The sequence below is a fragment of the Pseudomonas sp. SWRI77 genome (assembly GCF_014269105.1).
Lineage (GTDB): Bacteria > Pseudomonadota > Gammaproteobacteria > Pseudomonadales > Pseudomonadaceae > Aquipseudomonas > Aquipseudomonas capeferrum.
The window spans coordinates 36,946-62,594 of the sequence record NZ_JABWRV010000014.1; the positions used below are offsets into that span (position 1 = coordinate 36,946).

At 62.1% G+C, this 25,649-nt stretch carries 24 protein-coding genes and 3 tRNA genes; 14 read left to right on the top strand and 13 right to left on the bottom strand.

The features are described from left to right. Nucleotides 1-2: 2 nt before the first annotated feature. From HU766_RS14970 to rimO, 4 genes are all read right to left on the bottom strand, one after another. On the bottom strand, nt 3-464 hold the full coding sequence (locus tag HU766_RS14970; protein WP_186658291.1) for a DUF1456 family protein: 462 nt from the start codon (nt 462-464) through the stop codon (nt 3-5). Between the two features lie 49 nt (nt 465-513). Continuing rightward, on the bottom strand, nt 514-1,224 hold the full coding sequence (locus HU766_RS14975; protein ID WP_033699870.1) for an rRNA pseudouridine synthase: 711 nt from the start codon (nt 1,222-1,224) through the stop codon (nt 514-516). A gap of 112 nt (nt 1,225-1,336) precedes the next feature. Then, nucleotides 1,337-1,795, bottom strand: coding sequence for a GNAT family N-acetyltransferase (locus HU766_RS14980; RefSeq protein WP_033699869.1), 459 nt, complete (start codon nt 1,793-1,795; stop codon nt 1,337-1,339). Nucleotides 1,796-1,905: 110 nt separating this feature from the next. After that, a complete protein-coding gene (gene rimO / locus HU766_RS14985; protein ID WP_033699866.1) occupies nt 1,906-3,237 on the bottom strand; it encodes a 30S ribosomal protein S12 methylthiotransferase RimO in 1,332 nt (443 codons plus the stop codon). A 236-nt stretch (nt 3,238-3,473) separates the two neighbouring features. Here rimO and HU766_RS14990 point away from each other — a divergent pair, with 236 nt between their 5' ends. Beyond that, nucleotides 3,474-5,384, top strand: coding sequence for a potassium transporter Kup (locus tag HU766_RS14990; RefSeq protein ID WP_186658293.1), 1,911 nt, complete (start codon nt 3,474-3,476; stop codon nt 5,382-5,384). Nucleotides 5,385-5,420: 36 nt separating this feature from the next. Here HU766_RS14990 and HU766_RS14995 read toward each other — a convergent pair whose 3' ends face one another. The 5 genes from HU766_RS14995 to HU766_RS15015 form a co-directional block, all read right to left on the bottom strand. After that, the gene (locus tag HU766_RS14995; protein ID WP_186658295.1) at nt 5,421-6,713 is read right to left on the bottom strand and encodes a virulence factor family protein; all 1,293 of its coding nucleotides are present in this window, start codon (nt 6,711-6,713) and stop codon (nt 5,421-5,423) included. Next, on the bottom strand, nt 6,713-9,355 hold the full coding sequence (gene mprF / locus HU766_RS15000; protein WP_186658297.1) for a bifunctional lysylphosphatidylglycerol flippase/synthetase MprF: 2,643 nt from the start codon (nt 9,353-9,355) through the stop codon (nt 6,713-6,715). Before mprF ends, HU766_RS14995 begins: the two co-directional genes overlap by 1 nt. A gap of 262 nt (nt 9,356-9,617) precedes the next feature. Next, a tRNA-Met gene (locus HU766_RS15005) sits at nt 9,618-9,694 on the bottom strand. A gap of 134 nt (nt 9,695-9,828) precedes the next feature. Beyond that, nucleotides 9,829-9,905 (bottom strand) — tRNA-Met (locus tag HU766_RS15010). A gap of 134 nt (nt 9,906-10,039) precedes the next feature. Continuing rightward, nucleotides 10,040-10,116: transfer RNA gene (locus HU766_RS15015), tRNA-Met, on the bottom strand. Nucleotides 10,117-10,336: 220 nt separating this feature from the next. Here HU766_RS15015 and dinB point away from each other — a divergent pair. Continuing rightward, nucleotides 10,337-11,395, top strand: coding sequence for a DNA polymerase IV (gene dinB, locus HU766_RS15020; RefSeq protein ID WP_186658513.1), 1,059 nt, complete (start codon nt 10,337-10,339; stop codon nt 11,393-11,395). 30 nt (nt 11,396-11,425) lie between these two features. On the opposite strand, the gene HU766_RS15025 is transcribed toward dinB, so the two are convergent. The 3 genes from HU766_RS15025 to HU766_RS15035 all read right to left on the bottom strand — a co-directional run bounded on the left by HU766_RS15025 (nt 11,426) and on the right by HU766_RS15035 (nt 15,559). Further along, nucleotides 11,426-12,379, bottom strand: a complete 954-nt coding sequence (locus tag HU766_RS15025) for a hypothetical protein (RefSeq protein WP_186658299.1) — start codon at nt 12,377-12,379, stop codon at nt 11,426-11,428. A gap of 20 nt (nt 12,380-12,399) precedes the next feature. After that, nucleotides 12,400-14,115 carry a proline--tRNA ligase gene (locus HU766_RS15030; RefSeq protein WP_033699858.1) on the bottom strand — a complete coding sequence of 572 codons (1,716 nt, stop codon included), beginning with the start codon at nt 14,113-14,115 and terminating at the stop codon, nt 12,400-12,402. 160 nt (nt 14,116-14,275) lie between these two features. Then, nucleotides 14,276-15,559: an OprD family porin gene (locus tag HU766_RS15035; RefSeq protein ID WP_186658301.1), complete on the bottom strand. Its 1,284-nt coding sequence runs from the start codon at nt 15,557-15,559 to the stop codon at nt 14,276-14,278. A gap of 764 nt (nt 15,560-16,323) precedes the next feature. Between HU766_RS15035 and HU766_RS15040 the strand changes: the two genes are divergently transcribed. Together HU766_RS15040 and HU766_RS15045 are read left to right on the top strand one after the other, a co-directional pair. Beyond that, a complete protein-coding gene (locus tag HU766_RS15040; protein ID WP_186658303.1) occupies nt 16,324-16,743 on the top strand; it encodes an HIT domain-containing protein in 420 nt (139 codons plus the stop codon). A gap of 1 nt (nt 16,744) precedes the next feature. Then, nucleotides 16,745-16,951 carry a SlyX family protein gene (locus HU766_RS15045; RefSeq protein WP_186658305.1) on the top strand — a complete coding sequence of 69 codons (207 nt, stop codon included), beginning with the start codon at nt 16,745-16,747 and terminating at the stop codon, nt 16,949-16,951. A gap of 38 nt (nt 16,952-16,989) precedes the next feature. Here HU766_RS15045 and HU766_RS26450 read toward each other — a convergent pair whose 3' ends face one another. Further along, a complete protein-coding gene (locus HU766_RS26450) occupies nt 16,990-17,583 on the bottom strand; it encodes a cold-shock protein (protein WP_186658308.1) in 594 nt (197 codons plus the stop codon). Nucleotides 17,584-17,861: 278 nt separating this feature from the next. Between HU766_RS26450 and HU766_RS15055 the strand changes: the two genes are divergently transcribed. The 10 genes from HU766_RS15055 to tolQ all read left to right on the top strand — a co-directional run bounded on the left by HU766_RS15055 (nt 17,862) and on the right by tolQ (nt 25,645). After that, nucleotides 17,862-18,335 (top strand): Dps family protein, encoded by a 474-nt coding sequence (locus HU766_RS15055; protein ID WP_186658311.1) that lies wholly within the window; start codon nt 17,862-17,864, stop codon nt 18,333-18,335. Nucleotides 18,336-18,513: 178 nt separating this feature from the next. Continuing rightward, a complete protein-coding gene (locus HU766_RS15060) occupies nt 18,514-18,843 on the top strand; it encodes a ribbon-helix-helix domain-containing protein (protein WP_186658518.1) in 330 nt (109 codons plus the stop codon). A gap of 92 nt (nt 18,844-18,935) precedes the next feature. Continuing rightward, the gene (locus tag HU766_RS15065) at nt 18,936-19,157 is read left to right on the top strand and encodes a zinc ribbon domain-containing protein (RefSeq protein ID WP_033699849.1); all 222 of its coding nucleotides are present in this window, start codon (nt 18,936-18,938) and stop codon (nt 19,155-19,157) included. 93 nt (nt 19,158-19,250) lie between these two features. Further along, complete coding sequence (gene aspS, locus HU766_RS15070) at nt 19,251-21,026, top strand: aspartate--tRNA ligase (RefSeq protein WP_033699848.1); 1,776 nt, start codon at nt 19,251-19,253, stop codon at nt 21,024-21,026. 114 nt (nt 21,027-21,140) lie between these two features. Then, on the top strand, nt 21,141-21,887 hold the full coding sequence (locus HU766_RS15075) for a YebC/PmpR family DNA-binding transcriptional regulator (RefSeq protein WP_186658314.1): 747 nt from the start codon (nt 21,141-21,143) through the stop codon (nt 21,885-21,887). A gap of 187 nt (nt 21,888-22,074) precedes the next feature. After that, nucleotides 22,075-22,599, top strand: a complete 525-nt coding sequence (ruvC, locus tag HU766_RS15080; protein WP_033699846.1) for a crossover junction endodeoxyribonuclease RuvC — start codon at nt 22,075-22,077, stop codon at nt 22,597-22,599. A gap of 109 nt (nt 22,600-22,708) precedes the next feature. Next, nucleotides 22,709-23,326, top strand: coding sequence for a Holliday junction branch migration protein RuvA (gene ruvA, locus HU766_RS15085; protein WP_186658316.1), 618 nt, complete (start codon nt 22,709-22,711; stop codon nt 23,324-23,326). After that, a complete protein-coding gene (gene ruvB, locus HU766_RS15090) occupies nt 23,323-24,369 on the top strand; it encodes a Holliday junction branch migration DNA helicase RuvB (protein WP_186658328.1) in 1,047 nt (348 codons plus the stop codon). The genes ruvA and ruvB overlap by 4 nt, the downstream gene beginning before the upstream one ends. Nucleotides 24,370-24,494: 125 nt before the next feature. Continuing rightward, on the top strand, nt 24,495-24,947 hold the full coding sequence (gene ybgC / locus HU766_RS15095; RefSeq protein WP_186658330.1) for a tol-pal system-associated acyl-CoA thioesterase: 453 nt from the start codon (nt 24,495-24,497) through the stop codon (nt 24,945-24,947). 2 nt (nt 24,948-24,949) lie between these two features. Continuing rightward, on the top strand, nt 24,950-25,645 hold the full coding sequence (tolQ, locus tag HU766_RS15100; protein ID WP_008090219.1) for a protein TolQ: 696 nt from the start codon (nt 24,950-24,952) through the stop codon (nt 25,643-25,645). The last annotated feature ends 4 nt before the right edge of the window (nt 25,646-25,649 follow it).

A 25,649-nucleotide genomic window follows, 5' to 3' on the forward strand; every position in this document is an offset into this window, starting at 1 on the left:
ACTCAGCCGCGCACGCGCAGGGTCAGGCCCTTGAGGAAGTTGCGCAGCAACTGGTCGCCGCACGGGCGGTAGTTGTCATGGCCGACTTTGCGGAACAAGGCGCTGAGTTCGGGTTTGGAGACCGGGAACTTGACCGAATTGAGGATGACATGCAGGTCTTCTTCCTTGAGTTCGAACGCTACCCGCAGTTTTTTCAGGATGGTGTTGTTGGTCACCGGCAGCTCCACCGGCTGGGCCGGGCGGCTGTCGTCCTTGCCGCGACGGTGAATCACCAGGCCATCCAGAAAGTGCGCCATGACCGGGTCAGGGCAGCGCACGAAGCCGGGCTCTTCTTCTTTCTTGACGTAGCTGGCCAAGGCCTCGGCGCTGACCTCCAGGCCAGACAGCTTGATGATGCCCACCATCTTGGCATCATTGATCTTGAGCATGTAGCGCAGGCTGCGCAGTACATCGTTGTGGTTCATTTGACTCGAATCCTGTTCAGAGCCGCGCCATCTGGCGCGGCGGTATTGCTTAGAAACGTTCGCTGGCGGCCATGTAACGCCACTGTGCCAGTGGCAGCTTGCCCATGGACACACCGCCCAGCCGAATGCGGCGCATGCTGATGATCTGCAGGCGCAGGCTGGCGCACAGCTCGGAGATCTGCCCCGGTTGCGGGTTTTTCAAGGCCAGGCGCAGGTGGGTTTCGTTCTGCCAGCTGGCTTTGGCCTTGGGCAGTTCACGGTCGTTGCGCATGATGCCGCGGGCCAGGCGCTCCAGCGCCTGTGGCGTGGCTTCGCCGCTTACTTCGATGATGTACTCCTGCTCCAGGCGCCGCAGGTCGGCGTCGATCTTGCGGGCAACCCGCCAATCCTGGGTGAACACCTGCAGGCCGCTGGCGCCGCGCTCCAGCGGGGCAATGCAGGACAGCTTGGTGAAATGCCCATGCAATGGCCGTACGCCTTCACGGTGCGCCTCGCTGAGGCTGTCCATGGTCATGCTGATACGCGCCGACTCGGTGTCCAAGCCAGCAGGCTGGTTGAGCAGCAGGGTGACGGGCTCAAGGCTGTCGGCACGCGCGCCAGGTAGCAGCGCGACCTGCTGGCCGTCGACCTTGAACTGCGGCTGCTCGACCACCACGCCATCGACCGTGACCCAGCCGCCTTCGATATACAGCTCGGCTTCGCGGCGGGAGCAGCCGAACTGCTCGATAAGGCGTTTGGACAGGCGGACGGGCTCAGACATGACGGTGATTCGCAAAGGCAGGGAAAGGCCGCCATTGTACCTGCCTGAGCGGTCGAAGGGCTCGGAATCTGTGTCATTTACGCCGTTTTGGCGAGACAACACGGCAGGCGGCTCAGGCCCCTGTGCGGATCAGCCGCAGGTGCAGCAAGGGGTAGGGCTGCCCCAGCCCATCGGTCTGCGAGCGGCCGACCACCTCGAAGCCTTCGTGCAGATAGAACCCCAGCGCCTGCGGGTTCTGCTCGTTGACGTCCAGGCGTTCGGCATTGAGTTCGTCGATGGCGTAGCGCAGCAGCCGCTTGCCAATGCCCATGCCACGGCAGGCGGGCGCGACGAACAGCATGTCGACCTGCCTGTTGGACACGCCGGCAAAGCCCTGTATGCGTTGCTGGCTGTCCTTGCTGCAGATCAGCATCACTGCGTCCAGGTAATGGCGCAGTACATGCTCGCGAAGCAGGACGATATAGGCATCAGGCAGGAAGTCATGGGTCGCGCGCACCGAGTCCTCCCAGACCTGGGTCAGCTCGGGGTAGTCGCTAAGATGAGGGGTTTGTAGCGTCGATACCTGGCGCATCCGTGTATTCCTCTAGGGGATTGAGGAAAACATAGATGTAAAAAACAGAGGGGGCCTGGCGGATGTTGGGGCTGCAACGCAGCCCCCGGCATTTCACACCTATACGGCGATCAGACAGGCTCAGCCCACATGTCGTATTCGTCGGCATCCACCACCCGGCAACGCACTTTGTCGCCTGGCTTGAAGCCGTGGTCGCCATCGATGAACACGCTGCCGTCGATTTCCGGCGCGTCGAAGAAGCTACGGCCCACCGAACCTTGCTCTTCGACTTCGTCGATCAGCACTTCGATCTCCTTGCCGATGCGCAGTTGCAGGCGGGCGCTGCTGATGGCCTGCTGATGGGCCATGAAGCGGTCCCAACGGTCCTGCTTGACCTCATCCGGTACTTCATCAAGGCCCAGGTCATTGGCCGGGGCACCTTCGACAGGCGAGTACTGGAAGCAGCCGACGCGGTCGAGCTGGGCTTCGGTCAGCCAGTCGAGCAGGTACTGGAAGTCTTCTTCGGTTTCGCCGGGGAAGCCGACGATGAAGGTCGAGCGGATCACCAGCTCAGGGCACTGCTCGCGCCAGTTCTTGATGCGCGCCAGGGTACGGTCTTCGAAGGCCGGGCGCTTCATCGCCTTGAGCACCTTGGGGCTGGCGTGCTGGAACGGGATGTCCAGGTACGGCAGGATCTTGCCGGCGGCCATCAGCGGGATCACGTCGTCGACGTTCGGGTACGGGTATACATAGTGCAGGCGCACCCAGGCGCCCAGGCTGCTCAGCGCTTCGCACAGCTCGAGCATACGGGTCTTGACCGGGCGGCCGTTCCAGAAGTCGGTCTTGTACTTGACGTCGACACCGTAGGCGCTGGTGTCCTGGGAAATCACCAGGATCTCCTTGACGCCGGCCTTGACCAGGCGCTCGGCCTCGCTCAGCACTTCGCCAACCGGGCGGCTGACCAGCTTGCCGCGCATCGACGGGATGATGCAGAAGCTGCAGCTGTGGTTGCAGCCTTCGGAAATCTTCAGGTAGGCATAGTGGCGCGGGGTCAGCTTGACGCCCTGCGGCGGCACCAGGTCGATCAGCGGGTTGTGGTCCTGGCGCGGTGGCACTACCTGGTGCACGGCGTTGACCACTTGCTCGTACTGCTGGGGGCCGGTCACCGACAACACGCTTGGGTGCACATCGCGGATGCTGCCTTCCTCGACACCCATGCAGCCGGTGACGATGACTTTGCCGTTTTCCTTGATGGCTTCACCGATCACTTCAAGCGACTCGGCCTTGGCGCTGTCGATGAAGCCGCAGGTGTTGACCACCACCACGTCGGCGTCCTCGTAGGTAGGCACGACTTCATAACCTTCCATGCGCAGCTGGGTCAGAATGCGCTCGGAATCGACCAGGGCTTTTGGGCAACCCAGGCTTACGAAACCTACCTTGGGAGTGGCGGGAGTGGTGGACATGACTAACCTCGGTATTGAATGCAGGTCGCCCGGCCGGAAACGGGGGCGATCTTGACGGGCGCTTATTGGCGCCTCTGATCAAAAAGTGCGCAATTCTAGCGAGCGCAAGGTCACTTGACTAGCAGAAATGCGACGAACGCTGCGCTATGCTTCGCGCCGTTGCGTCCGGGCATCTGCCATGCCCTGGCGTGGGGGTGAATTCTATCGGCCGAGAGGGCCGTCTGCGGGAGTGGTCGATGGTTCAGGCAAGCAGTCATGCCGAAGGCGGGCACGCGGGGAAGCAGGGCGCGACACGGTCGCTGGGCCTGCTCGTGGCGGCAGTCGGGGTGGTCTATGGCGATATCGGCACCAGCCCGTTGTATACGCTCAAAGAAGTCTTTACCGGTGGCTATGGCGTGCCGGTCAACCATGATGGCGTGCTGGGGATCCTGTCGCTGATCCTCTGGTCGCTGCTGTGGGTGGTCTCGTTCAAATACGTGATGTTCATCCTGCGCGCCGACAACCAGGGCGAGGGCGGCACCATGGCGCTAACCGCGCTGGCGCGGCGGGCCACTGCGGCCCACCCGCGGCTGCGTAGCTTGATGGTCATCTGCGGGTTGATCGGCGCTTCGCTGTTCTATGGCGACAGCATGATCACCCCGGCCGTATCGGTGCTGTCGGCTGTCGAGGGCATGGGCCTGGCCTTCGACGGCATCGATCACTGGGTGGTACCTATTTCGCTGGTGGTGCTGGTGGCGCTGTTTCTGGTGCAGAAGCATGGCACCGAGAAGATCGGCAAGCTGTTCGGCCCGATCATGGTGGCCTGGTTCGTGGTGCTCGGGGCATTGGGGGTGCACGGCATCTCGCAGAGCCCCGAAGTGCTCAGGGCGTTCAACCCAGGCTGGGCGGTGAACTTCTTCATCGTCCACCCCGGCATGGGCGTGGCCATTCTCGGCGCCGTGGTGCTGGCGCTGACCGGTGCCGAGGCGCTGTACGCCGACATGGGCCACTTCGGCCGTAAACCCATCGCTCGCGCGTGGTTTGCCTTGGTGTTGCCGGCGCTGGTGCTCAACTATTTCGGCCAGGGCGCAATACTGCTGCAGAACCCGGAGGCGGCGCGCAACCCCTTCTACCTGCTGGCACCTTCCTGGGCGCTGTTGCCGCTGGTGGGGCTGGCGACCATGGCCACGGTGATCGCTTCGCAAGCCGTGATTTCCGGGGCGTTCTCCCTGACCCGCCAGGCCATCCAGCTGGGCTACATTCCGCGCATGCACATCCAGCACACGTCCAGCGATGAGCAGGGGCAGATCTACATCGGTGCGGTGAACTGGACGCTGATGGTTGGTGTGGTGTTGCTGGTCATCGGTTTCGAATCTTCCGGTGCCCTGGCGGCGGCCTACGGTGTGGCGGTCACCGGCACCATGTTGATGACCACGATTCTGGTGTCGGTGGTGATGTTGCTGCTATGGAAGTGGCCGCCGGTGCTGGCAGTGCCGATTCTGCTGGGCTTTCTCTTCGTCGACGGGCTGTTCTTCGCCGCCAACGTGCCCAAGATCGTGCAGGGCGGGGCGTTCCCGGTACTGGCAGGTGGTGTGCTGTATCTGCTGATGAGTACCTGGAAGCGCGGCAAGCAGATCCTGGTCGAGCGCATCGATGAAGGGGCGCTGCCGCTGCCGGTGTTCATCAGCAGCATCCGCATACAGCCGCCGCACCGGGTTGAAGGTACTGCCGTGTTCCTGACTGCACGGCCGGACGCCGTGCCCCATGCGCTGCTGCACAACATGTTGCACAACCAGGTGCTGCACAGCCAGGTGGTGCTGCTGACGGTGGTCAGCGAAGACCGGCCACGGGTGCCGGAGCAGGAGCGTTTCGAGGTGGAAGCCTATGGCGACGGGTTCTTCCGTGTGCTGTTGCATTTTGGCTTCATGGACGAGCCGGACGTGCCGGCGGCCCTGAAGTTGTGCCATCTGGATGACCTGGATTTCAGCCCGATGCGCACCACCTACTTCCTCAGCCGCGAAACGGTGATTGCTTCGCGGCTGGAGGGTATGTCGCGCTGGCGTGGCAACCTGTTTGCGTTCTTGCTCAAAAATGCCAACGGTAACCTGCGGTTCTTCAATCTGCCGTTGAACCGGGTGATCGAGTTGGGCACCCAGGTCGAGATCTGAATGGGTGCCTGATCTGCGTAGTGGGTTAGGCGTGGCTCAATTCTGCTCGGCCACGCTCGACTTGCCCTGGCGCGTCTCGATCTCACCGATCAGGCGCTTGGCCAGGGCCGGGTAGTTCTCGTCGAAGTGGTGCCCGCCCGGCAGCTTCAGGCGCTCGCCCACCGCCGTCTTCTCGGTGCAACCGCTCTCGTCGGTCTCTTCCACGCCATACACACACACCACTTTGGACGCCGGCAGCCGGGCCATTTCCGGCCCGGTTGGCGCCTCCTGGCCTTCCTTGCCCAGCCAGCCTTCCACCTCGATCTCGAAGCTGCCGCTACGGGCGAAGGCCAGTAGCATCACCGCATCGATACGCTGCTGGTCCTCGGCCGGCAAGCGGTTGTAGATCGCTGGCAGCACGTCGGCGCCAAACGAGTAGCCGGTCAATACAAAGCGCTTGGTGCCCCATTTCTGGCGATAGTGCTGCATCAGTTCCGACAGGTCTGCGGCGCTCTGCTCGGGGGTCTTGTGTTGCCAGTAATAACGCAGCGTGTCGATGCCGACCACCGGATAGCCTAGCTTGGCCATTTCTCCGGCCACGTCGCGGTCCAGGTCGCGCCAGCCGCCATCCCCGGAGAGGAACAGGGTGACGGTGTCGGTGGATTGCCCTGCCGGCACCTCGACTACTGGAATGGCCAGGGCGTTGCCGTCGTGGCCGACCAGGGCTTGGGTCAGCTGTGACTTGAGCACCTGCGGCAAGTGGATGTCGTAATCGCTGATGCTGGTTTCGGCGTTGGCCTGGTCGCGCACGAAGGCTGCGCTGGCGTCATCCGGGTTGTCGTTCCAGGCGACGTTCCAGTGGCCATGGGCCGCCGCTTTGGGTAGCGCGGCCTGGCAGCCGGGTTGCTCCAGGCTGAAGTCCACGGAAATGGCCCGCGCCTTGTCGTCGGTCTGTGCCGCCAGCCAGCGCCAGGCCTGCGCCGCGCCTGGGCCGATACCGGCTACCAGGGTCGGTTTTTCGGACAGCTGGGTCGCTGCCAGGTCCAGCGCTTGTTGCTGCTGGGTGCAGTCGTTGGGTGGCAGGATAACCTGCACCAGTTGCGCTTCCCCAGCCTGGCTCAGGTCCAGCAACTGCTTGTCGGTCAGAGCCTGGTCCTGAGGGACGCCGATGGCGACCCGGGCCTTGGCGTGCACGCCCGGGGTCACGCGGGTGATGCTGAGGTTGTTGAGGGACAGCTGTTCGAGGTGCGCCTCAGGCGCAGGGCGCGTCCATAGCCAGAAGGCCACGGCACCGCCCAGGGCGGCCAGCAGCAGGGGAATCGCCAGGTACAGCCAATAGCGTCGGATCATCAGCGTTTCACCAATCCAGTCAGGCCGCCAGCGATGAGGGCGGCAGTGTCGGCCAGTGCCACCAGCGGGTCGAGCCCCGCAGGCACGGCCATGTAACGGGGTTCCCAGTCCGGTTGGAATTTGTCCTTGAAGCGTCGAAGCCCCTGGAAGTTGTAGAGCTGTTCGCCACGGCGGAACACCATTGAACCCAGGCGCTGGGTCAAGGGCGCGCCGCGCCGTGGCTGCAGCCCGGACAGCGGGACCATGCCCAGGCTGAAGCGGGCATAGTCGTGGCTTTTGTAGTGCAGGATGAGCCCTATCATCATGAACTCCATGGTCAGCTTCGGAGCTTCAGGGTGGGCCCGCATCAGGTCGAGGCTGGCCAGCTCGCGACCGTGGGTTTCCAACAGGTTGGCAAAGGCCACCGGCCGGCCCTGGAAGCGAATCAGGGCGATGCGAAAGTGCTGCAGGTACTCGGGGCTGAAGCGCCCGAGCGAGAAGCCTTTCTCGCGCACGTTCTTGCCACCCAGCCAGGCATCGGAGATTTCCTTGAGCGCTATCAGTGGCGCGTGACCGGGTTCGTGGATTTCCAGGCTGAGGCCGTCACGGCCACCGCGGTTCCAGGTGTAGCGCAGGTCTTTCATCTCCTTGCCCTTGGCTTCGAGGTCGAAGCGGCGCAGGTCGACCCGGGCCTCCTCGCCAAGTTTGAGCGCGGTCAGGCCAATGTCCATGTAGAACGGCAGGTTCTCCGCGCGGACCTGATAAAACACCGGCCTGGCGTGGTGCAGGTCGCACAGGTCGCGGAACTGCCAGATCATCTCGGCGCGCTCCTGGGCCGGGCCGATCGGGTCATACAAGGCCACCAGGCTGCGACCGCGACGGGCGTACATAAGGAAGGCGTTGTCGCGCGGGTGGAACAGCAAAGCCTTGTCGCCGGTCAGGGCCAGGCCGCCATCGGGCTGGTCGGATGCCAGCAGGATGCGGTTGGCGCGTTGCAGTTCTGCGTCGTCAGGCAGGTGGATGACCGGCGGTGCGGTGCGCAGCAGCCAGGTCAGGGCGACAGCCACCAGCAGCACGGCGCTGCCCATGGCGGCGCGCAGGCCCCGCGGTGCATCGGCGTCCAGGGTGAACTGCCACCACAGTTGGTGGCTGTAGGGCACATCTTGGTAGGCGAACAGCAGCAGCCATACCGAGGCCCCGACCACGCAGGCGCTGGCCACCAGAAACACCGGAGAGAAGGGCAGTTCCAGCAGGCGGCTGGGGCGGTAGAACGAACGGCGGAACAGGGCCAGCAGCGCGGCGGTGAACGTCAACAGGCAGGCTTCTTCCCAGTCGAAGCCCTTGAGCAATGACAACAATGCGCCGACCAGCAGCAAGGTGGTGGTCAGCAGCCAGGCTGCGGACAGGCGCCGGCGCAAGCCTTGGGCCAGCAGCAGGCACAGCACGCCGATCAGGCTGGCGCCGAAGTGCGAAGCATCGATCAGGCGGTGGGGTACCAGAAAGCCCATGTGTTCCAGGCGCGTGTCGATCTCGGGCGTGGCCCCCGAGAACAGCAGCACCACCCCGGACAGAAACACCAGAATTGACAGCACCGGCGCCGCCAGGCCGGAGGCCACCTTGATGGCCTGTTGCGCGAACAGCAGACGCCGGGCTTCGTTGGCCAGCAGCAGTACACACGCCAGCAGCAGCGGCAACACCACATAGATCAGGCGATAGAGCAGCAGGGCCGCAGCCAGTGGCGCGGCGCCCAACTGGTCGGCAAAGGCTGCCAGCAAGATCGCCTCGAACACCCCGATGCCCCCTGGCACATGGCTGAGCACGCCTGCGGCCAGGGCCAGCAGGTACACCAGGATGAAAGCGCCAAATGGCGGGGCTTCTGGCAGCAGGAGATACAGTACGGTGGCGGCGGCGGCCACATCCAGGGCGGTGATCAGCAATTGCAGCGAGGCGAGGCGACCGTTTGGCAGGCGCAGGGTACGCCGGCCCAGCTGAACCAGCAGGTTGTCGGCCAAGGGCTGTTCGGCCAGGCGCTTGCGGTAAAGCCCGAGCACCAGCACGGCAGCCAGCACCAGCACGGCTGCGGCGATGCCGGCCAGCAGCCCCGGCGAAAGGCCCAGTGCGGTCGAGGCTGCTGGCAGGTCGCTCAAAGTAGCCAGAGCAGCCAGGGGGGGCAGCGCACACCCTAGGGACAGGCTGGCAAACACGGTCATCCGCGCGACTTCGCCAGCCCCCAGGCCTTGGCGGGCATACAGGCGGTAACGCACCGAACCACCAGACAGCATCGACAGGCCGATGGCGTTACCAATGGCGAAGGCGCTGAAGCCGCCCAGTATCAAACTGCCTGCTGGCAGTTTTACCCCGGCATAGCGGCTGGCCGACCACTCGTACCCCAGCAGAATCACGAACCCGACAGCCGTGGCCAGCAAGGCCCCCAGCAGCGACTGCGTCGGCACGCTGAGCATGGCATCGTGCAAGGCGTAGATGTCCAGCTCGCTGAGCAGGTGGCGGCAGGCAACCAGGGCCATGGCGAACAGTATCAGCGTCACCGCCAGGCTGATGGGTTGACGATAGCGGCTCAATCGCTCGATCAGGGGCAGGCGCTGCGCGGCCGTGGGTAGCACCGAAGCAAGGGGCTCCGGAGGTTCGGGGTTATGGGAGGTCATGAATCAATACCCCGAGCAGGCAGCGCGAGGTGAGGGCGAGGTGCGGCCAAGTGAAAGTCCCTTAGGAAAACGTATCCAATGTTACTCCGGGCACAGACGCTTTCAGCTGCCTGGCAGGGTTAAAGATAGTTCATCCAAAGGGCGACATCTCAAGCCTGGGGGTAGGCTGATGGCAAGGCATTTCCAGGCGACGAAATGCAGAGGGCGTAAAGCAACAAACCCCGCGCTGCTGTTACACAGGCGGGGTTTGTTCTGACGAATATGGTTGCGGGAGCCGGATTTGAACCGACGACCTTCGGGTTATGAGCCCGACGAGCTACCAGACTGCTCCATCCCGCGTCAGAGGTGCGCATTCTACAGCTTGTTGAAACTGTGTAAAGCGTTAATTGTTGATTTATCGATCTTTTTTCTTCGGCATCATTTTCGATGCAAAGAAAAAGGCCACTGCGTTAACAGTGGCCTTTTCTTAAAGCTGGTTGCGGGAGCCGGATTTGAACCGACGACCTTCGGGTTATGAGCCCGACGAGCTACCAGACTGCTCCATCCCGCGTCTGTGGGGCGCATTCTACAGTTAATCGAATCAGTGTCAAGCGCTACTAATTGATTTCTCGCCAGTTTTTGCCAATGGCTTTTCTACGGGCAAAGAAAAAGGCCACTGCGTTAACAGTGGCCTTTTCTCGAATCTGGTTGCGGGAGCCGGATTTGAACCGACGACCTTCGGGTTATGAGCCCGACGAGCTACCAGGCTGCTCCATCCCGCGCCTGTGAGATCGAATTCTACGGATTTACGCAACTATGTCAAGCGTTTTTCCTAAAAAACCTTTTTCGTTCAAACCCTTAGCACTCGCTCAAAGCACGCGGCTCAGGCGCGGCGGGGGGTTCAGGCCGATTGTCGAGGCAAGCGGCGTGCAATCTGTTGCAGCGTAGGAGGCATGCGATATTATCTGTATGAATCTACAGTACTGACGGTCATCCATGTCCTTGCGCAAGATCATCCATGTCGACTGCGATTGTTTCTATGCCGCAATCGAAATGCGTGATGACCCGCGCCTGGCCGGTCGGCCCATGGCCGTAGGCGGGTCGGCCGACCACCGCGGGGTGATCGCCACCTGTAATTATGAAGCGCGGGCCTATGGTGTGCGCTCGGCCATGTCATCGCGCCATGCGCTCAAGCTTTGCCCTGACTTGTTGATCGTCAAGCCACGCTTTGAAGCCTATCGCGAGGCATCCCGTGAGATTCACGCCATTTTCCGTGACTACACCGAGCTGATCGAGCCGTTGTCGCTGGATGAAGCCTACCTGGATGTGAGCGATAGCCAGTGGTATGCCGGCAGCGCCACGCGTATCGCCGAAGATATCCGCCGGCGCGTTGCCCGTACCTTGCATATCACCGTGTCGGCGGGTGTTGCACCCAACAAGTTCCTGGCCAAGATCGCCAGTGACTGGCGCAAGCCCAACGGGCTGTTCGTCATAACCCCGGGTGAAGTCGAAGCCTTTGTCGCGGCTTTGCCGGTGGCCAGGTTGCACGGCGTTGGCAAGGTCACGGCGGACAAACTGGCGCGGCTGGGTATCGATACCTGCCTGGACCTGCGTGACTGGTCGCGCTTGGGGCTGGTGCGCGAGTTCGGCAGCTTTGGTGAGCGGTTGTGGGGGTTGGCGCGGGGTATTGATGACCGCGCCGTGCACAACGACAGCCGCAGGCAGTCGGTCAGCGTGGAAAACACCTACGACACTGACCTGCCAGACCTGGCCAGTTGCCTGGAGCGTCTTCCAGCCTTGCTCGACAGCCTTAATGAACGCATTGCCCGCATGGACAGCAGTTACCGGCCAGACAAGCCTTTCGTCAAGGTCAAGTTCCATGACTTCAGCCAGACAACGATGGAACAGGCAGGGGCTGGCAGAGACCTGGAAAGTTATCGGCAGTTACTGCGGCAGGCGTTTGCCCGGGGTGGCAAGCCGGTGCGCTTGCTGGGGGTAGGGGTGAGGTTGAAGGACTTGCGCGGGGCGCATGAACAGTTGGAATTGTTCCCGCCTAAATGAAAGGGGCCGCAAGGCGGCCCCTGAATCAGTTCACTGCACGCCAGGGTCGGCGACCAATCGCCCGGTTGCCTTGGTCAGCGACTGCAGAAATTCCTGCTGCAGTTCCGGATCGTTGCGCGTCAGCTCGATCAGGCTCTGCTCCATTTCGCTGGCTTCCTCTTCCAGGCCCAGTTCGGACAGGCGTTTGACCCGGTGTACCCACTGGCCGACATCATCGTCTTCCAGGTCGTCGAAGATCAGTTCGTGGGCTTCGAGCAGCTTGTTGCGCAGGGTGGCGCTGACCAGCAGGCTAGCGTCACCGCGCACCGCGTTGTCCTCATCGACCACCTGCAAGTGCAGGGTACCAATGTGGTTGAGGTTCTGCTCGGAGAACGGGCTGTCGAGCAGGTTTAGGCGCAGTACGCCGTTTCTGTCGGTGGTCAGCTCGTGGGTCATCTTGCCGGCCTTGACCTCGACCAGGCGCTCGCTCCAGGGCAGGCTGGTGGATTCTTCGCGCTGGTCCTTCTGCACTTCGCTGATCCCGGCAAGGTTCTGCTGGGCGCGACCGTTGGACTGCACGTTCATGAACGGGTTGAGCCCCGCCGCGCCATAGCTGAGCCAGTCGTGGGTCACGCTTTTGGGCAGGTTGCCCAAGGCGAACACATTGACCACGTTGGCGCCCACGCCGGCCACCACAGCCACCGCGCCCAGCGGGATCTCGTAGACCTCCCGCCAGGGCTGGTAGGGCGTGTAGCGGTCGTAGCGACGGGTGACTTCGAATTCGGTGACTTCGAAGCGCTTCTGCTCATGCACGCGCACACGTCGTTGCGGCAGCTCCATCACCTTCGGCTCGCCGACATCGATCTGCAGACTGTGTTCGAGCAACTTGCGCTCGACGCGCTCCTCATGCTCGCTGCGCTGGGACATCTGGTTGGCGCAGCCGCTGATGAGCAGGGCGCCGCTAAGTGCGGCGCCCCCCAGGGTAAAGGTACTTCGCTTGGACATGATCACTCGTGCATTGATTATCAGCGGCGAACGCGGGCCTGCAGGAACGACAGCACTTCATTGAGTGGCAGCGCTTGAGCATCCTGTTCGGTGCGGTGCTTGTATTCCAGGTTACCTTCGGCCAGCCCGCGGTCGCTGACGACGATGCGGTGCGGGATGCCGATCAGCTCCATGTCGGCAAACTTGATGCCTGGGCTGGTCTTCTTGTCGCGGTCGTCCAGCAACACTTCAAAACCGGCGGCGGTCAGCTCGGCATACAGCTTGTCGGTAGCCTCGCGAACCACGTCGGTTTCGTAGCGCAGCGGCACCAGGGCGATCTGGAATGGCGCCAGGGCATCGTTCCAGATGATGCCTTTGTCGTCGTAGCTCTGCTCGATCGCGGCGGCGACCACGCGGGAAACGCCGATGCCGTAGCAACCCATCGACAGCACCACCGGCTTGCCGTTCTCGCCCAGTACCTGGCACTTGAGCGCCTCGCTGTACTTGGTGCCGAGCTGGAAGATGTGCCCGACTTCGATGCCGCGCTTGATCACCAGGGTGCCCTGGCCGTCCGGGCTCGGGTCGCCTTCGACGACATTGCGCAGGTCGGCGACTTGCGGTACCGGCAGGTCGCGTTCCCAGTTGACGCCGAAGTAGTGCTTGTCGTCGATGTTGGCGCCAATGCCGAAGTCGCTCATCAGGGCAACCGAACGGTCGATGATGCATTCCAGCGGCAGGTTCAGCGGGCCGAGCGAACCTGCGCCGGCGCCAATGGCGTCGTGCAGTTCGGCTTCGGTGGCCATGACCAGCGGGTCGGCAACCTGTTCGAGTTTGGTGGCCTTGATTTCGTTGAGCTCGTGGTCACCACGGACGATCAGGGCGATCAGCTTGCCTTCTTCGGCGCCGCGCACGATCAAGGTCTTGACGGTTTTCTCGATCGGCAGGCCGAACTGCTCGACCAGTTGCGCGATGGTCTTGGCGTCCGGGGTGTCGACCAGGCGCAGCTCCTCGGCAGGGGCAGGGCGCACGGTTTCACGCGGGATGGCCTCGGCCTTCTCGATGTTGGCGGCGTAGTCGGAGCTGTCGCTGAAGATCACATCGTCTTCGCCGGACTCGGCCAACACGTGGAACTCGTGCGAATAGCTGCCACCGATGGAGCCGGTATCGGCCTGCACCGGGCGGAAGTCCAGGCCCAGGCGGGTAAAGATGTTGGTGTACGCCTGGTGCATGCGGTCGTAGGTTTCCTGCAGGGAAGCCTGGTCGGCATGGAAGGAGTAGGCGTCCTTCATGATGAACTCGCGGCCGCGCATCAGGCCGAAGCGCGGGCGGATCTCGTCACGGAATTTGGTCTGGATCTGGTACATGTTGAGCGGCAGCTGTTTATAGCTGGACAGCTCGTTACGGGCCAGGTCGGTGATGACTTCTTCGTGGGTCGGGCCAACGCAGAAATCACGGTTGTGGCGGTCTTTGAGGCGCAGCAGCTCGGGGCCATACTGCTCCCAGCGGCCGGATTCCTGCCACAGTTCGGCGGGCTGGATGCTTGGCATCAGCACTTCCAGGGCGCCGGCGGCGTTCATTTCTTCGCGGACCACGGCTTCGACCTTGCGCATTACTCGCAAGCCCATCGGCAGCCAGGTGTACAGGCCCGAGGCCAGTTTGCGGATCATGCCGGCGCGCAGCATGAGCTGGTGGCTGATGACCACTGCGTCGGCAGGGGTTTCTTTCTGGGTGGCGAGCAAATATTGACTGGTGCGCATGGTGGGCCGTGTCGATTGCCTAAGACGTTGAAATGACCCCGCATTGTACGGGGGTGAAACGAAGGCGTACAGGATGCCCCAGGGCGTGGCAATTGTCAGCCAAGAAAAAGCCCGGCAATCGTGCCGGGCTTTTTCAGGTGCGGGGCACTATAAGCGAGGCTTACAGGATGCTCAGCGGGTACTCGACGATCAGACGCAGTTCGTCGATCGAGCTCGAACCGTAGTACACACCGTCGCTGGAACGGTAAGTGGCCTGACGGACACGGAAGCTCAGGTCCTTCGCTGGGCCGCTCTGCAGGACGTACTTGACGTCGATGTCGCGTTCCCATTCCTTGCCGTTGTCGGTGGTGCGGGTGGTTGCACCGCTACCGCGAGCATAACGGGTCATGAAGGTCAGGCCTGGTACGCCGAACTCGGCGAAGTTCAGGTCGTAGCGCGCCTGCCAGGACTTCTCGTCTTCGGCGTTGAAGTCGGAACGGGCGATGGAGTTGGCCAGGAACACGGTACCGCCGCCGTCTACGCCGTAGGCGTAGTCGCCGTCACCGCTGACCTTCTGGTAGGCCAGGGTAAAGGTGTGGGCGCCGATGTTGTAGGCGCCGGACAGGCTGGCTGCGATGTTGTCGAGTTCGTTGCTGCCGTCGGACTTGGTGACGAACGCGCCAGTGCGGTTGTCGCCGATGGACTTGGTGTCATAGATGTTGAAGTCGAACACCAGGCCTTGCTTGTCGCTGATCGGCAGCGCCCAGTTCACGTTGCCGTACCACTTGCGGAAGTGATCTTCGACGCGCGAGTAGTAGATGCTGGTGCTGAGGCTGTCGGTAAAGGCGTAGGTGCCACCGAAGATGTTGGCTTCGCTCAGGTTCAGGCTGTCGTGGTAGGTCTGAGCCTGGGCATTCATCGCGGTGAAGTGACCGGCGTTCAAGGTCAGGCCGCTGATCTCGTTGCTGGTGATCAGGCCGCCTTCGGCAACTTCCGGCAGCAGTCGGCTGTCGTCGGTGGCGAATACTGGCATGGCGGTGAACTGGTCGCCGAACTTCAGCACGGTATTGGAGATGCGCATTTTTACAGCGCCACCGCCTTCGGAGTAATCATCTTGCGAGCGACCGTCGGAGCCTTGTGGGAACAGGCCGGTGCCGGCACGGCCACGGCCGCTGTCCAGCTTCAGACCAAGCATGCCGATGGCGTCGACGCCGAAGCCTACGGTGCCCTGGGTGAAGCCCGATTCGTAAGTGCCGAGGAAGCCAAGGCCGGTTTCTTCCACGCGGCTCTGGGTGCCGGCTGGGTTGTTGCGGAAGTCACGGCTGAAGTACAGCATGCGAGTTTTGACGTTCAGCTGGCTGTCTTCGATGAAACCCTTGGACTCGTCTTGTGCAGAGGCGAAGGCCAATTGCGAGGTCCCTGCCGAAACGGCCAGGGCGATCATGCTCCACTTCATCACGCGCATCGTGATTTGCTCCTTTGGTTTTTAGGAAGAGTACCGCTGCGCCCAAGTCTTTTAGTTATATGGGGCAGCTCTTTCTTGTTATGTCGGCGGAAATGTATAGCACGCTGACTGTTGTTGGCGATATGGGCATATAGAACCTTTCGGGATCTTTATGGTCATGTCGCTTGTAGGTAATTCCATGTCGCAAATCACGTCCCGGATTCCCGGGCCGTACAACGCCAGCGCCGTTCCTGTCACCGTAACGAATCTGTAACTACAGATTCCGGCTAGGGAAACTCCCTGGTGTATCCAAAGCGGCTGTTGTTATTTGTCGCGTACATCCCTTGATGCAGATGTCGTGCCGACTTGGTGTGGAGGGAATGCAACAAGCGTGCACAAAATTAACCCCGGTTCATGAAATTTTCACAAATCGGGGTGCCGAAGGTCGGAAAGTACCGAAAACACGGGCTGAAGCTTGTCTGATGGTGTGCCAGATAAGTTAGGCGTTTGAAACCCAAAAGCTGTCATAAAAGTCAATGTGTTACCGGCCACTGTTAATGCAGTGTCATTCGAGTGGGTAAAAGCGTAGTGGTGTGCTCGTTTGCGGCCTCATTTTGGTGCGAAAAGTAGCGCTGTGTTACCGCCGTTGTGCAGGCGGGGGGCATAGATGAACTTAAAGTGTGCAGCGCAGGGCAGCGCTTGCATGCCGGCGCCTGCGAAGCAAGGTATCCTTGCCCGATGCCCCGTGTAGGGCGGGCCCGTTTTTGTCTGTTGGAGGTTTTGCAGTGTTTGAGATGGATACGCGTTTGCAGCAGGATTGCCTGGTGCTTGGAGACTTCCCGTTGTGCCGTCTGCTGCTCAGCAAAGATGCCAATTACCCCTGGTTCATCCTGGTGCCCAGGCGCGCCGGCGTGAGCGAAGTGTTCGACTTGAGTCAGGAAGACCAGGCCCAGCTGTTCAAGGAAACCACGGACCTGTCGCAGGCGCTCAAGGGTGAGTTCAAGGCTGACAAGATGAACGTTGCCACGCTGGGTAACGTGGTCAGCCAGTTGCACATGCATGTCATCGTTCGCCGCCATGGCGATGTGGCCTGGCCTGCGCCGGTGTGGGGCAAGGTGCCTGCGGGCGAGTATGCGCCTGGGCAGGTCGACGGCATTCGTCAACGCCTTCGCACGCTGCTCGACAACGATTACCGGGAGGCCTGATATGTCACCTGAATCGCGAATTATCGAGCTTGAAACCCGCCAGGCGTTCCAGGACGACACGCTCCAGGCGTTGAATGATGTTGTGGTCGAGCAGGGGCGTGTGATCGACCGCTTGCAGCTGCAGATGGCCGAACTGCTCAAGCGTTACGAAGAAATGGTAGGGCAGTACGGCAGCGAGGGAGAAGAGGCGCCGCCCCCTCATTATTGAGTTCAGGCAGCCCTGGCATTGCACCAGGGCTGGCAAGGTCAGCGACGGGTTACTGCCACCACATCTTCGGCCTGCAGGCCTTTGTCACGGTGCATGACCGAAAACTCGACGCGCTGGCCTTCCACCAGAATACGGTGGCCTTCGCCCCGAATAGCGCGAAAGTGCACGAAGATGTCATCGCCCGAATCGCGGGAAATAAAGCCAAAGCCTTTGGAAGTATTGAACCACTTCACGGTGCCCGTATCGCGGTTGCCGGCCTCCAGTGGGGCGCTCTGGCTGCTGCGGGCCTTGCGGGGGCTGCGGGCGAAACCTGCGGCCAGGTGCAGGGCCACGGCCAGCACCGCGCACACCAGTGCAGCCAGGTTGCCCATCTCGGGCCGAGCCAGCAGGGTCAGTGTCTGCAGTACCACGGCGACCACCAGCAAGGCGCAAGCCAGGTGTTGCAGCTGTTGCCGTGCACCTCGGTAGTACAGCGGCACGACCGGGGCCAATACCAGGTTAAGCAGGCCGAGCAGTGCCAGGTAGACCGCATCGGGTTGCTGCAGGAAGGGTGTTGCATCGGTTTTCAGGCTGGGCATGAGCGATAGCAGCAAAGCCGCTACGCCCGTCACCAGATGGACGATCTTGAACATGGGGTTGGCTCACAGTTGACAAGCTGATCACAGGAAGAGCTGGCGACACGGTGCGCATGAGGTGTAAAGCGCGAACACGTGATGGGCCAGCCTATGCACCCGGCAATGACAATCCGCACGGGTGGCACCCTGCCTATTTAACAGCAAAGGCGCAGGCTACTCAAACCGCAGGTCTGCGCAGCCGATGTGTTGCGCCATGTCACAGGCGGCTTTTGCCAAGTGTTGATACAGTGTCAAGGGCCCGCTTGATCATCAAGCCTTATGGAAAGGGGAACTTCATGGCAATCGATATCGGTATCAGTGAAGAAGATCGCAAGTCCATCGTCGACGGGCTGTCGCGCCTGTTGTCGGATACCTATGTGCTGTATCTGAAAACCCATAACTTTCATTGGAACGTCACCGGCCCTTCGTTTCGCACCCTGCACCTGATGTTCGAAGAGCAATACAACGAGCTGGCCCTGGCGGTCGACTCGATCGCCGAGCGGATTCGAGCCCTGGGCTTCCCGGCACCGGGGTCCTATGCATTTTATGCGCAGCATTCTTCGATCAAGGAGGAGGGGGGCGTGCCGGTGGCGGATGAGATGATCCGTCAGTTGGTGCAAGGCCAGGAAGCGGTCGTGCGCACGGCGCGCAGCATCTTCCCGGTGGTGGATAAGGTCAGCGATGAGCCGACCGCCGACTTGCTGACCCAGCGCATGCAGGTGCACGAAAAGACTGCCTGGATGCTGCGCGTGTTGCTTGACGGTAAATAGCCGCCGTAGCGTCAGAAATGCCTGAAAAGCCCGGTTGCCGTCACGGCAACCGGGCTTTCTGCATTTCTGCGGGAAGGTTTTGCCGCTGCTGCGGATGCGCAGGCTGGCGCTTCATGGCTGCCGTAGCCCTGGGTGCAGGGCAATGACAGTCGATGGATGGAGTGGCCCGATGGCGAGTATGTGGCAGGTGGACAAGCGGGGCGCTGGTCGGGGGGGGTGGCCAGGCAAGCAATGCGTCGACCCCTTCAAGGCCGATTTCGACATGCTGCAGGTCAGGCCGGTGTCACGCTCGGTCCGGCTCAATGGGTTTTCAACCTGCCTGCGGCTGGAAGCAGTCTACTGGGGCATTCTGGAGCGTATCGCCGAGGCCAACCGCTGTTCGGTCAGTGCGGTGCTGTCGTATGTGGACCGCGAGGTGCATCTGCGCCAGGGTGGGGTGCGCAACTTCAGCGGCCTGATCCGCGTGATCTGCGTCGCCTGGCTGCTCGACCCGCCGAGTGCACGCTGATCGCCAGGCGGGCTGCGCAGTGCTTGCTAACCATATATAATCCCGCTTTTTGCTGCCCCGGCAGCCAGCGTTATGGTTGACGAGAGACACCCATGCCCCTTTATGACTATCAATGTGCGTCCTGCGAGCACCGCATGGAAGCGCTGCAGAAGATCAGCGCCGCGCCGCTGACCGATTGCCCGGCCTGTCAGGCGCCGGCACTGAAGAAGCTGCTGTCTGTCCCAGGCTTTCGCCTGAGCGGCACCGGTTGGTACGAAACCGACTTCAAGACCGGGGCAAAAAAGAATCTGGCAGGCGGCGACAAGGCCGACTGAGTTGAATGCTGTGACCGGGTCTTGCAGTATTAGCCCTCTGGGCGGCCAAGGCCTCCACCGAATACACGAATCACGAGAAGCGAAACCACCATCATGATGCGCAGCCATTATTGCGGCCAACTGAACGAGAGCCTGGACGGCCAGGAAGTCACCCTTTGCGGCTGGGTCCATCGTCGCCGCGACCACGGCGGGGTGATCTTCCTCGACATCCGTGACCGCGAGGGCATGGCCCAGGTCGTATTCGACCCTGATCGCGCCGAAACCTTCGCTGCCGCCGACCGTGTGCGCAGCGAGTACGTCGTGCAGATCACCGGCAAGGTACGCCGCCGTCCGGAAGGCGCGGTCAACCCGAACATGGCCTCCGGTGGCATCGAAGTGCTGGGCTACGAGCTGCAGGTGCTCAACGAGGCCGAAACGCCGCCGTTCCCGCTCAACGAATACTCCGACGTCGGCGAGGAAACCCGCCTGCGCTACCGCTTCATCGACCTGCGTCGTCCGGAAATGGCCGACAAGCTGCGTCTGCGTTCGCGCATCACCAGCAGCATCCGTCGCTTCCTCGACGAGAACGGCTTCCTTGACGTCGAGACGCCGATCCTCACCCGCGCCACCCCAGAAGGCGCGCGTGACTACCTGGTGCCGAGCCGCACCCACGCTGGCAGCTTCTTTGCCCTGCCGCAGTCGCCCCAGCTGTTCAAGCAGTTGCTGATGGTTGCCGGTTTCGACCGTTACTACCAGATCGCCAAATGCTTCCGTGACGAAGACCTGCGTGCTGACCGCCAGCCGGAATTCACCCAGATCGACATCGAGACCAGCTTCCTCGATGAAGCCGAGATCATGGGCCTCACCGAGAGCATGATCCGCAAGCTGTTCAAGGAAGTCCTGGACCTGGAGTTCGGTGAATTCCCGCACATGACCTTCGAAGAAGCCATGCGCCGTTACGGTTCCGACAAGCCAGACCTGCGTAACCCGCTGGAACTGGTCGACGTTGCCGATCAGCTCAAGGACGTCGAGTTCAAGGTCTTCGCAGGCCCGGCCAACGATCCTAAGTGCCGCGTTACCGCCCTGCGTCTGCCAGGCGGCGCCAGCATGCCGCGCAGCAAGATCGACGAGTACACCAAGTTCGTCGGCATCTATGGTGCCAAGGGCCTGGCGTACATCAAGGTCAACGAGCGCGCCAAAGGCGTCGAAGGCCTGCAGTCGCCGATCGTCAAGAACATCCCTGAGGCCAACCTCAACGTGATCCTTGATCGCGTGGGCGCAGTCGACGGCGACATCGTGTTCTTCGGCGCCGACAAGGCCAAGATCGTCAGCGAAGCCCTGGGCGCGCTGCGGATCAAGGTGGGTAACGACTTCAACCTGCACACCTGCGAATGGGCGCCGATGTGGGTTGTCGACTTCCCGATGTTCGAAGAGAACGACGACGGCAGCTTCACAGCGCTGCACCACCCGTTCACTGCACCGAAGTGCTCCCCGCAAGAGCTGGAGGCCAACCCGGCCACCGCGCTGTCGCGTGCTTACGACATGGTGCTGAACGGCACCGAACTGGGTGGCGGCTCGATCCGTATCCACCGCAAAGAGATGCAGCAGGCGGTGTTCCGTCTGCTGGGTATCGAAGCGGCAGAACAGGAAGAGAAGTTCGGCTTCCTGCTCGACGCCCTGAAGTTCGGCGCCCCGCCTCACGGTGGCCTGGCCTTCGGCCTGGATCGCCTGGTCATGCTGATGACCGGCGCCCAGTCGATCCGTGAAGTGATCGCCTTCCCGAAAACCCAGAGCGCTGCCTGCGTCATGACCCAGGCCCCAGGCATGGTCGACGCCAAGGCCTTGCGCGAGCTGCACATCCGCCTGCGCGAACAGACCAAGGTCGAGTAAGCGGGCCCCAGGCGCATCCACATGGATGCGCCTTTGCGTTACGGCGCAGGTTTTTTTGTCGTTGCGCCCCGTCAGGGGCGCAATTGTTTGTGTTTCAAAGAATTTGGAGTCGTTATGGCTGGTCATTCCAAGTGGGCGAACATCAAGCACCGCAAAGAGCGCCAGGATGCCAAGAGAGGCAAGGTTTTCACCAAGTGGATCCGCGAGCTGACCGTTGCAGCCAAGCAGGGCGGCGGTGACCCGGCGTCCAACCCGCGCCTGCGTCTGGCGCTGGACAAGGCCCTTGGCGCCAACATGAGCCGCGATATCATCGACCGCGCTGTTGCCCGTGGTGCTGGCACCAACGAAAGCGACAACGTCGAAGAGCTCAGCTACGAGGGTTACGGCCCAGGTGGCGTGGCGATCATGGTCGAGGCCATGACCGACAACCGCAACCGTACTGCCGCGGCCGTGCGTCATGCCTTCACCAAGTGTGGTGGCAACCTCGGTACCGATGGCTCGGTGGCCTACCTGTTCGAGCGCAAGGGCCAGATCAGCTTCGCGCCGGGGGTGGATGAAGACGCCTTGATGGAAGCCGCGATGGAGGCCGATGCCGACGACGTGGTGAGCAATGACGATGGCTCGTTCGACGTCTTCACTTCCTTCAACAGCTTCTACGCTGTGCGTAATGCCCTGGAAGAGGCCGGCTTCAATGCCAATGACGCCGAAATCGTCATGCAGCCGACCACCAGCGCCGAACTCGACCTGGAAGGCGCAGAAAAGGTGCTCAAGCTGATCGACATGCTCGAGGACCTGGACGACGTGCAGAACGTCTATTCCAATGCGCAGATTTCTGACGAGATCATGGAAAAACTCGGCTAAGGTGTGCTGGCGGATCAAGCCCAGCATGTGAGTTTTTCAGCGTCTGTACCGGCCCTTTCGCGGGGCGAGCCCGCTCCCACAGGTCCCTGCCATCCTTAAGGCCAGCGGGGTACCTGTGGGGGCGGGCTCGCCCCGCGAAAGGGCCGGTGCAGTTTGCAAAAATGCATCCCTAAATACGACAGGCGTTATGACTCTGATTCTTGGTATCGACCCCGGCTCGCGGATCACCGGTTACGGCGTGGTTCGCCAAACGGCCCGTGGTTGCGAGTATGTGGCGTCGGGTTGTATCCGCACGGGCAGTGGCGAGTTGCATGAACGTCTGCAGATCGTCTTTCGCGGTGTCGGCGAGGTCATCAGGCTGCACGAACCGGTAACCATGGGCATCGAACGGGTGTTCATGGCCCGCAACCCCGACTCGGCGCTCAAGCTCGGCCAGGCCCGCGGTGCGGCGATCGTGGCGGCGGCCGAGGCGGGGCTGGAAATCGCCGAATACAGTGCCACCCAGGTCAAGCAGGCCGTCGCGGGCACGGGCGGTGCCAACAAGGAGCAAGTGATGATGATGGTCATGCACCTGCTCAAGCTGACGCAAAAGCCGCAGATCGACGCCTCCGACGCCCTCGCCATCGCCCTGTGTCATGCCCATACCCGCTCCAGCCTGGTGCCACATGGCTTGGCCACGGCACGCCGACGCGGTGGGCGCTTGCGTCTGTAAGCGCTTCATGCGCTGATACACATTTTGTTCGGGTGGCAAGCTCACCCGGCGCATTTGCTGATAGGGTTGAGCGGTCTTTGACCGGCTCCCCGAGAGGAAGGATCGGAACGTGATTGGACGTTTGCGCGGCACCCTGGCGGAAAAACAACCGCCGCACCTGATTATCGACGTCAATGGCGTGGGCTACGAGCTGGAAGTGCCCATGACCACCCTGTATCGCCTGCCCAGGGTTGGCGAAACGGTGACCGTGCACACCCACCTGGTGGTACGTGAAGACGCCCACTTGCTCTATGGCTTCCACGAAAAGCGCGAGCGCGAACTGTTCCGCGAACTCATTCGCCTCAATGGCGTCGGGCCGAAGCTGGCGCTGGCATTGATGTCGGGCCTGGAAGCCGACGAATTGGTGCGCTGCGTGCAGGCCCAGGACACCTCGGCCCTGGTGCGCGTGCCGGGTGTTGGCAAGAAGACCGCCGAACGCCTGCTGGTCGAACTCAAGGACCGCTTCAAGGCCTGGGAGACCTCGCCGGCCATGTTCACCCTGGTGTCCGACGGGCCGGTACCGGCCAGCGGCGACTCCTCAGCCGAGGCCGATGCGGTCAGTGCATTGGTTTCCCTGGGCTACAAACCCCAGGAAGCCAGCAAGGCAGTGTCCGCCATCAAGGACAAGGCCGGCCTGAGCAGTGAAGAGCTGATCCGCCGCAGCCTCAAAGGGATGATTACCAAGTGATCGAAGCCGACCGTCTGATCGCCGCCAGTGGGCGTGACCGCGAAGAGGTCCAGGACCGCGCGATCCGCCCCTTGCGCCTGGACGACTACATCGGGCAGCCCGTGGTGCGCGAGCAGATGGCGCTGTTCATCCAGGCCGCGCGTGGCCGCAGCGAGTCGCTTGACCATACCTTGATCTTCGGCCCGCCAGGGCTGGGCAAGACCACCCTGGCCAACATCATCGCCCAGGAAATGGGCGTGTCGGTCAAGAGTACCTCGGGGCCAATTCTCGAGCGCCCGGGCGACCTGGCGGCGATGCTGACCAACCTTGAGCCCCATGACGTGCTGTTCATCGACGAAATTCACCGGCTTTCGCCGGTCGTCGAAGAGGTGCTCTACCCGGCAATGGAAGACTTCCAGCTCGACATCATGATCGGCGAGGGGCCCGCCGCACGCTCGATCAAGCTCGACCTGCCGCCCTTCACCCTGGTGGGGGCCACCACCCGTGCCGGCATGCTGACCAACCCCTTGCGGGACCGTTTCGGCATTGTTCAGCGCCTGGAGTTCTACAGCGACAAGGACCTGGCGACCATTGTCAGCCGTTCCGCCGGTATCCTGGGCCTGGTCATCGAAGACCAGGGCGCCTTCGAGATCGCCCGGCGTGCCCGTGGCACGCCACGTATCGCCAACCGCTTGCTGCGCCGTGTGCGCGACTACGCCGAGGTGCGCGGCAAGGGCCAGATCACCAAGGCCGTGGCAGACCTTGCGCTGAACCTGCTTGACGTCGACGAGCGTGGTTTCGACCACTCCGACCGCCGCCTGCTGTTGACCATGATCGAGAAATTCGACGGTGGCCCGGTGGGGGTGGACAACCTTGCGGCAGCCATCAGCGAAGAGCGTCACACCATCGAGGACGTGCTCGAGCCCTACCTGATCCAGCAGGGTTACATCATGCGCACGCCGCGCGGCCGTGTGGTCACCCGGCATGCCTACCTGCACTTTGGCCTGAATGTTCCCGGGCGCCTGGGGGAGGGTGGTGATTTTTCCGAGCCAGGCGATGAATGACAGATCAAAACCGGCTTTTTGTGGTCCTACCGCTGGCATGCCACAGGCGCGCTGGCAATAAGACATTAATGAAGAAAAAACAGTTGCCGCAGCGGATTGGCAAGCTGAGGAGTAAGCACTAGAGTATGCGCGCGCAAAATCAGCTCGAACCGTTCGCCCACCGTTGTCGCGTCTATTACGAAGACACCGATGCGGGCGGCGTGGTGTATTACGTCAACTACCTGAAATTCATGGAGCGCGCGCGTACCGAGCGGTTGCGGCACCTGGGCTTTTCCCAGTCGCAACTGGCCGGTGAAAACCTGTTGTTCGTGGTCCATTCCAGCGAGGCGCGCTACCACGCGCCGGCGCGGCTGGACGATGAGCTACGGGTCACCGCGCAAGTACTTGAACTCAATCGTGCCAGCCTGCGCTTCGTGCAGCAGGTCTGGCGGGAAAAGGATGAAACGCTGCTCTGCGAGGGGCAGTTCCTGGTGGCCGCCGTGCGCGCCGACACTTTCAAACCCCGAGCCATACCCCCCAAGCTGCGCGACGCCTTTGTGGCGGACGGCTCGGGTACTCAATCGAATGCAGGAGAATAAGCGTGGAAGCTAACGTCGTCGACCATACCTCCATGTGGAGTCTGGTCAGCAATGCCAGCGTGGTGGTACAGCTGGTAATGCTGATCCTGGTGGCCGCCTCGGTCACCTCATGGATCATGATCTTTCAGCGCAGCACCATGCTGCGCGCCGGTCGTCGTGCGCTGGATGCCTTCGAGGAGCGCTTCTGGTCGGGCATCGACCTGTCCAAGCTGTACCGTCAGGCAGGCAGTAACCCGGACCCTGATTCGGGCGTGGAGCAAGTCTTCCGCGCAGGTTTCAAGGAGTTTTCGCGCCTGCGCCAGCAGCCTGGCGTAGACCCGGACGCGGTCATGGAAGGCGTTGGCCGGGCCATGCGCGTGGCCATCTCGCGTGAGGAAGAAAAGCTCGAGCAGAGCCTGCCGTTCCTCGCCACTGTCGGTTCGACCAGCCCGTACATCGGCTTGTTCGGTACCGTGTGGGGCATCATGAACTCCTTCCGCGGCCTGGCCAGCGCCCAGCAGGCCACTTTGGCCACGGTTGCCCCAGGTATCGCCGAAGCCCTGATCGCCACCGCAATCGGCCTGTTCGCGGCAATCCCTGCGGTTATCGCCTACAACCGTTTCGCCGCACGCAGCGAAGTGCTGATCGGCCGTTACTACACCTTCGCCGACGAGTTCCAGGCGATCCTGCACCGCAAAGTGCACACCAGCGAAGAGTAATCAG

Coding starts and splice junctions, on each gene's coding strand:
- HU766_RS15025 (WP_186658299.1), bottom strand. CDS start 12,379: ATGTCCAAGCGAAGTACCTTTACCCTGGGGGGCGCCGCACTTAGCGGC.
- HU766_RS15060 (WP_186658518.1), top strand. CDS start 18,514: ATGTGGCAGGTGGACAAGCGGGGCGCTGGTCGGGGGGGGTGGCCAGGC.
- HU766_RS14990 (WP_186658293.1), top strand. CDS start 3,474: ATGGTTCAGGCAAGCAGTCATGCCGAAGGCGGGCACGCGGGGAAGCAG.
- HU766_RS15065 (WP_033699849.1), top strand. CDS start 18,936: ATGCCCCTTTATGACTATCAATGTGCGTCCTGCGAGCACCGCATGGAA.
- HU766_RS14970 (WP_186658291.1), bottom strand. CDS start 464: ATGAACCACAACGATGTACTGCGCAGCCTGCGCTACATGCTCAAGATC.
- HU766_RS14980 (WP_033699869.1), bottom strand. CDS start 1,795: ATGCGCCAGGTATCGACGCTACAAACCCCTCATCTTAGCGACTACCCC.
- HU766_RS15030 (WP_033699858.1), bottom strand. CDS start 14,115: ATGCGCACCAGTCAATATTTGCTCGCCACCCAGAAAGAAACCCCTGCC.
- HU766_RS14995 (WP_186658295.1), bottom strand. CDS start 6,713: ATGATCCGACGCTATTGGCTGTACCTGGCGATTCCCCTGCTGCTGGCC.
- aspS (WP_033699848.1), top strand. CDS start 19,251: ATGATGCGCAGCCATTATTGCGGCCAACTGAACGAGAGCCTGGACGGC.
- HU766_RS14975 (WP_033699870.1), bottom strand. CDS start 1,224: ATGTCTGAGCCCGTCCGCCTGTCCAAACGCCTTATCGAGCAGTTCGGC.
- ruvC (WP_033699846.1), top strand. CDS start 22,075: ATGACTCTGATTCTTGGTATCGACCCCGGCTCGCGGATCACCGGTTAC.
- HU766_RS15035 (WP_186658301.1), bottom strand. CDS start 15,559: ATGCGCGTGATGAAGTGGAGCATGATCGCCCTGGCCGTTTCGGCAGGG.
- ybgC (WP_186658330.1), top strand. CDS start 24,495: ATGCGCGCGCAAAATCAGCTCGAACCGTTCGCCCACCGTTGTCGCGTC.
- HU766_RS26450 (WP_186658308.1), bottom strand. CDS start 17,583: ATGTTCAAGATCGTCCATCTGGTGACGGGCGTAGCGGCTTTGCTGCTA.
- rimO (WP_033699866.1), bottom strand. CDS start 3,237: ATGTCCACCACTCCCGCCACTCCCAAGGTAGGTTTCGTAAGCCTGGGT.
- mprF (WP_186658297.1), bottom strand. CDS start 9,355: ATGACCTCCCATAACCCCGAACCTCCGGAGCCCCTTGCTTCGGTGCTA.
- HU766_RS15055 (WP_186658311.1), top strand. CDS start 17,862: ATGGCAATCGATATCGGTATCAGTGAAGAAGATCGCAAGTCCATCGTC.
- HU766_RS15075 (WP_186658314.1), top strand. CDS start 21,141: ATGGCTGGTCATTCCAAGTGGGCGAACATCAAGCACCGCAAAGAGCGC.
- HU766_RS15045 (WP_186658305.1), top strand. CDS start 16,745: ATGTCACCTGAATCGCGAATTATCGAGCTTGAAACCCGCCAGGCGTTC.